A 4,650-nucleotide genomic window follows, 5' to 3' on the forward strand; every position below is an offset into this window, starting at 1 on the left:
TTATACAATCGTGATGTGAGAGATTTTTCCCCTCACTATTTTTCTTAATTCTGAAAGCATAAGAAGTATTTTCAAAAGTACTATCAAATAAATAAGTTAAAAACTTATTGACAATACTTAGAACAATTCTATCTTTTAAATTGAACATACATATTGGGCGACATTCATTTTCTTCTTTTTGTATTTTTTCATTTTTTAGTTTAGGAATTACAATAGGAGAAGTTAAAGTATATTTTTTATCTATCAGAATATCTCTAATTTCAGTAACAAACTTAGTTAAATTTAAAAGCCACGTTTCTTGTGAATTGATGTTTTTATAATACTTAATTGTATTTAGTAATGAATAGAAATTTCTGTCAGAAGAATTTTTGAATTCTCTTCTTTTAATAATTTTTCTACTCTCATTGTCTATTATAGGAAGTAAAGGCTCCTTCCATTTTTTTCTTGGGGGAAGTATTTTTTTTAGTTGTTTATCTATCTCAAATTGAAGTTTTTCTAATTCATTTGTAAGTTTAATACTTTGATGATAATTATATTTTGGATTTTTAGTTAAGTAATTTAACAAATGTTTTTTAGACCTACTCTTAGCTAGCTTAACTCTGATTTTACAAATACTTTTTATAATTTCTGTTTCTGATAAAAAATCTTCTATTGGTTTCATAGATAATAAAGGGGGTTCCCGCTATTGATATTGCATACCAAATATTCTGACATAGATATGCCTTATGTCCTATTTTAAGCTCTCAGGCAGTAACTTACCGTTAATGGAGTGATACTTACGACAGTTGTTTTTGTCCGCCGTCTTCAGAACCCCCCTTTATTTTTTTGAGATTTTGTTTTATAACCTTGCTGATTTGCTAAATATATTATCGAGGCAAACGTGATAGAGCCATTTCGTATTTCATAGCAGTCAGTTAAAAAGTTTTCACAATTAATAGAATTGTATTTACCAACATCTAAAGCACTTAATTTGTTAAAATATTTTTTCCCTATGTCAAATGTAAATGAATTAGCTATTCCCATAGCTACTTTATACCAATTGGCATAGCTATAGGTTATACTTTTATTTTTAACTTTAAGATATTTAATTATATTCGACATAGCAGTTCTGTCTTTAGGTTTATTCCTATTTTTAGGATTATATAAAGCATCTCTTTTATTAGAAAATTTCAAAACATAATGTTTTATTTTTTCATCAGTTTTACTACTTTTGTTATCTAATAAATCTTCATCCTCAACTTTGAAAAAAGTAACTTCTTCTTTTAAAACTAACTCTTTATCAGAAGAAATAAAACATAATCGTGTAATATCGCTCCCACTCTTATCAAGTTCTATATTATGTTCTTTTTTAAAATACTCAGATAGTTTTTCGAAAGCAGATTTATGAATTAAGTTTGAATCTTGACTATCAGTATTATAATTTAGAGGTACAATCCCTTTAAAACCTTTATTTGAAGGTGATTTCCAAAAACTAAGTACATAGGGTTCTTTAGCTAATACATCATAAACTCTATCAAGTTCCTCATTATCTAATTTATCTATGTCAATAACAACAATAGGATTATAAGATTGAATATAATCAAGAGTTCTTTTCTTTTTAAATGTTCCTGAAAAGGTAACAGCTGGCAATCTTTTCTTATTGCTATTATAATATTCTATATTTCCCTTTTCAAGTTCATTACGCAATTTTCCTATTACATTTTTATATTCCTCCTTTTTTATGATATTTAACACTTGTTGAATGGATATATTTTTAGTAATCTCTGTCCAAGTGTTTTCTTGAAAGGAAACTTCTACATTTAATATGTTACAAATATTTACATTCATTCTTCAAAAACAAAGTGCAAATATACATCTTTTTGCTAAAAAACAAAATTACTATATTTTCACTAATGTGAGTTTGTTGCTTGTATTTTTGATTTTCGTTAGTAAGACGAGTGGGACAGGTGAGACAAGTGGGACGAGTGGGAGTAGTAGAAGTGGTATTGCATTATTTGCAATGTTTCGATATTTTTGTTGCTGATTTGATAATAGATTTTGTTGAGGCTTCCTGTATTCTTCCTATATCCATTATATATCCTTTCTGTACTGAAGATATAATTGCAGTATTTTTAATAAAGTAGCAAAATGTTTGCTTATTCTAAAATTAGAAATATCTATCGTTATGGCGTTCTTTTCAGCAAAAAATGGCGTACCTTTGCGGCGTAGAATTTTAAAAACAAATATCTTATGAAATTAAATACTTTAGGGCTTAACAAAGCCGATGTTGAAAAAGAAATTGGGCTACTTAACGTGCTCTTAGCTAATTATCAAACTTATTACCAAAACCTTCGCGGAGTGCATTGGAATATCAAAGGAAAACGCTTCTTTGAACTGCACGTGAAGTTCGAAGAACTATACACTACCGCCCAAGAACAAGTTGACGAAATAGCTGAACGTATCCTTACCCTCGGCGGCGTGCCTTTCCATACCCTTGAAAGCTACGTGAAACACGCCTCTGTGCCTGTAGGTGAAAATATCTTTGACGATGAAAAAACCGTTCGCTTAGTAATCGACACCATTAGTGCTTTATTGCCTTTGGAAAGAGAAATCCTTGATTTTTCTGACGAAATTAACGACGAGGGTACTAACTCACTAATGAGCGACTTCATCTCTGGTCAGGAAAAGAACGTGTGGATGCTTAAAGCTTACCTCAACGAAGTAATTTAAGGTTATCAATTCGTCTATATTTTTTAACAATCGAGACTGCCCCCAAAAAGGGCAGTCTATTTTTTTTGGCTGATTGGTATTTTTTTATTACTTTTGCGTATCTGATTATTAACATCCCTCGAGTGCACATACTCCGCTGCGCCAGCTCGCGGACTCCCTTCAAATAAAACATCCCCCTACCCCCCTTCAAAGGGGGAAACGTGGCGGTCAGCATACACGAGCATTAGGACGAGAAAACGTGGCGGTCAGTATAGATGCTATTCAATAAAGGATAATTATGAAAAAGATATTATTATTTTTACTGTTAATCCTGCAGCTCGCTAGCTGTCAAAACCATAATAGCAATAATAAGAATATAAACGAACCTCAATACGATTGGGGCGTAGCGGTGAATGTCCCCATAGGTTACCCTATACGGTTTTACGCTGCTATGGTAGGAGGAACTCCCATTTCAAGAGAGTTCTACACTGAAAAAGAAGAACCCGATTGGGGAAATGCTTATGGATATGAAAGCCACTCAATGGGATACTTGCCTGCAAGTGTAGATATGGTATGGCTTTCTTATAAAGAGGATTGCTTTTATAGACTCAAAACAGCTATTGATTACGAAAAGATAGCAAAACTCTTTAGAGAAGGCTATGAAGAAAGACTGCCTAATGGGGAGGTAAAACACACTACTTATAATACGGTAGTAGTAGGTATAGCTCCTGGCGGGGTAGTAGTATTATGGGCTGGTAACGCCTATTTTAAAATTACTGAAATAGGAAGATACCAAGCTGAGAAAATAGATTTGAAAGAGCCTCCTGGGTTAGATAGTCACCAACGTCTTATATTTAGTAAAGAAGACAGAGAAGAAACTTTAAATAGCGATTTGGCTATTCCTAAAGCAGTACGCGAAGCTAATAAAAACAAGCCCATCCCCTTTGGCTTATGGGATAGTTATAGAAACCATCAGTACCAATGGTTCCCTGTCTATGAAATTCCCAATGGAAAGATGGGTGATGTAGACTATCGCTATTGGAATGGAGAGGCAGGCACTACCTTGTATACCGATTTCGCTTCCTATATGGGTAAAGAAGATTTCTTCTATTTAGAAGAACCTATTCAAAAACGTTCCTTGTTTAAAGAATTAGTCATTTCTTACAAAGCTGAAAGCGGACAAAAATATTTGGCTGAAGTAAGTTTTGATTGGGAAGCAGTAGTAGCTGCTTATCAAAAAGTATTTGGAAAAGAAGTCGATAAAGTAACGGCTCATTTGGATATTCGGATAAATCGCGACAATGATTACCTCACCTTTCAATTGATAGGTGACAATGGCAAACAAACTATTTTAGAACCTAAAGAATTAAAATTTTATAAACTTTCCGATAGGAATATTATAACACCTACTCCTTTAGATTAAAGAGATAAAAAATTAATAAAAATGAAGAGTTTATTTACAATATTCTTTTGTGTGCTTTTTGCGATGGCTGGAGCGCAACCTAAAAATGATTGGCAGGAAGACCAATTGCGCGGCAAGGTAAAATCATTGCGCGCTATCCCCTATAAAGTGAAAGGCGGTGAAGGTACTGCTTTTAGCAAAGGCGAAATTGAAGACGATGACGACCTTGTGGTCTTCAAAATGTCGAATATCTACAATAAATATAAACGCTATAACCCTGAAGGAATGCTCGTAGAAACACGCTTTTTGTTCAAAGACGAAACTATCTATTTGCGCAGTGAGTATTATTACAATCCACAGGGCAAGCTGTTTATGGAAAGGCAGAATTCTGACAAGATAATGTTTGTGTACGACCCACAAGGCTTTTTGGTGAAAGAAGTAACCTATTCGCCAGGGGGCTTTCTTAAATCGCATATTGATTATGAGGTAGATGCGCAAGGACGCAGAGAAAAAGAGACTCATTATATCAGCAATGCGCCTACGGAAAGCACTACTTATCA

The 4,650-nt window shown here is 33.3% G+C and carries 4 protein-coding genes and 1 pseudogene; 3 read left to right on the forward strand and 2 right to left on the reverse strand.

The annotated features are described in order from the left end of the window. Together HMPREF9074_RS12325 and HMPREF9074_RS04875 are read right to left on the reverse strand one after the other, a co-directional pair. Window positions 1–661: RNA-dependent RNA polymerase family protein (locus tag HMPREF9074_RS12325; RefSeq protein WP_034539852.1), on the reverse strand; the 661-nt coding region annotated here is incomplete at its 3' end. 143 nt (window positions 662–804) lie between these two features. Further along, entirely contained in the window at window positions 805–1,827 is a 1,023-nt protein-coding gene (locus HMPREF9074_RS04875; RefSeq protein ID WP_009389319.1) for a BT4734/BF3469 family protein, read from the reverse strand. 402 nt (window positions 1,828–2,229) lie between these two features. Here HMPREF9074_RS04875 and HMPREF9074_RS04885 point away from each other — a divergent pair, with 402 nt between their 5' ends. The 3 genes and pseudogenes from HMPREF9074_RS04885 to HMPREF9074_RS12330 form a co-directional block, all read left to right on the forward strand. Next, window positions 2,230–2,709 (forward strand): Dps family protein, encoded by a 480-nt coding sequence (locus tag HMPREF9074_RS04885; protein WP_009389318.1) that lies wholly within the window; start codon window positions 2,230–2,232, stop codon window positions 2,707–2,709. A 277-nt stretch (window positions 2,710–2,986) separates the two neighbouring features. Next, the gene (locus HMPREF9074_RS04895) at window positions 2,987–4,111 is read left to right on the forward strand and encodes a DUF2931 family protein (RefSeq protein ID WP_034539854.1); all 1,125 of its coding nucleotides are present in this window, start codon (window positions 2,987–2,989) and stop codon (window positions 4,109–4,111) included. Window positions 4,112–4,132: 21 nt separating this feature from the next. Continuing rightward, a pseudogene (locus HMPREF9074_RS12330) lies at window positions 4,133–4,650 on the forward strand (hypothetical protein); the annotation flags it as partial.

The organism is Capnocytophaga sp. oral taxon 329 str. F0087 (assembly GCF_000213295.2).
Classification (GTDB): domain Bacteria; phylum Bacteroidota; class Bacteroidia; order Flavobacteriales; family Flavobacteriaceae; genus Capnocytophaga; species Capnocytophaga leadbetteri_A.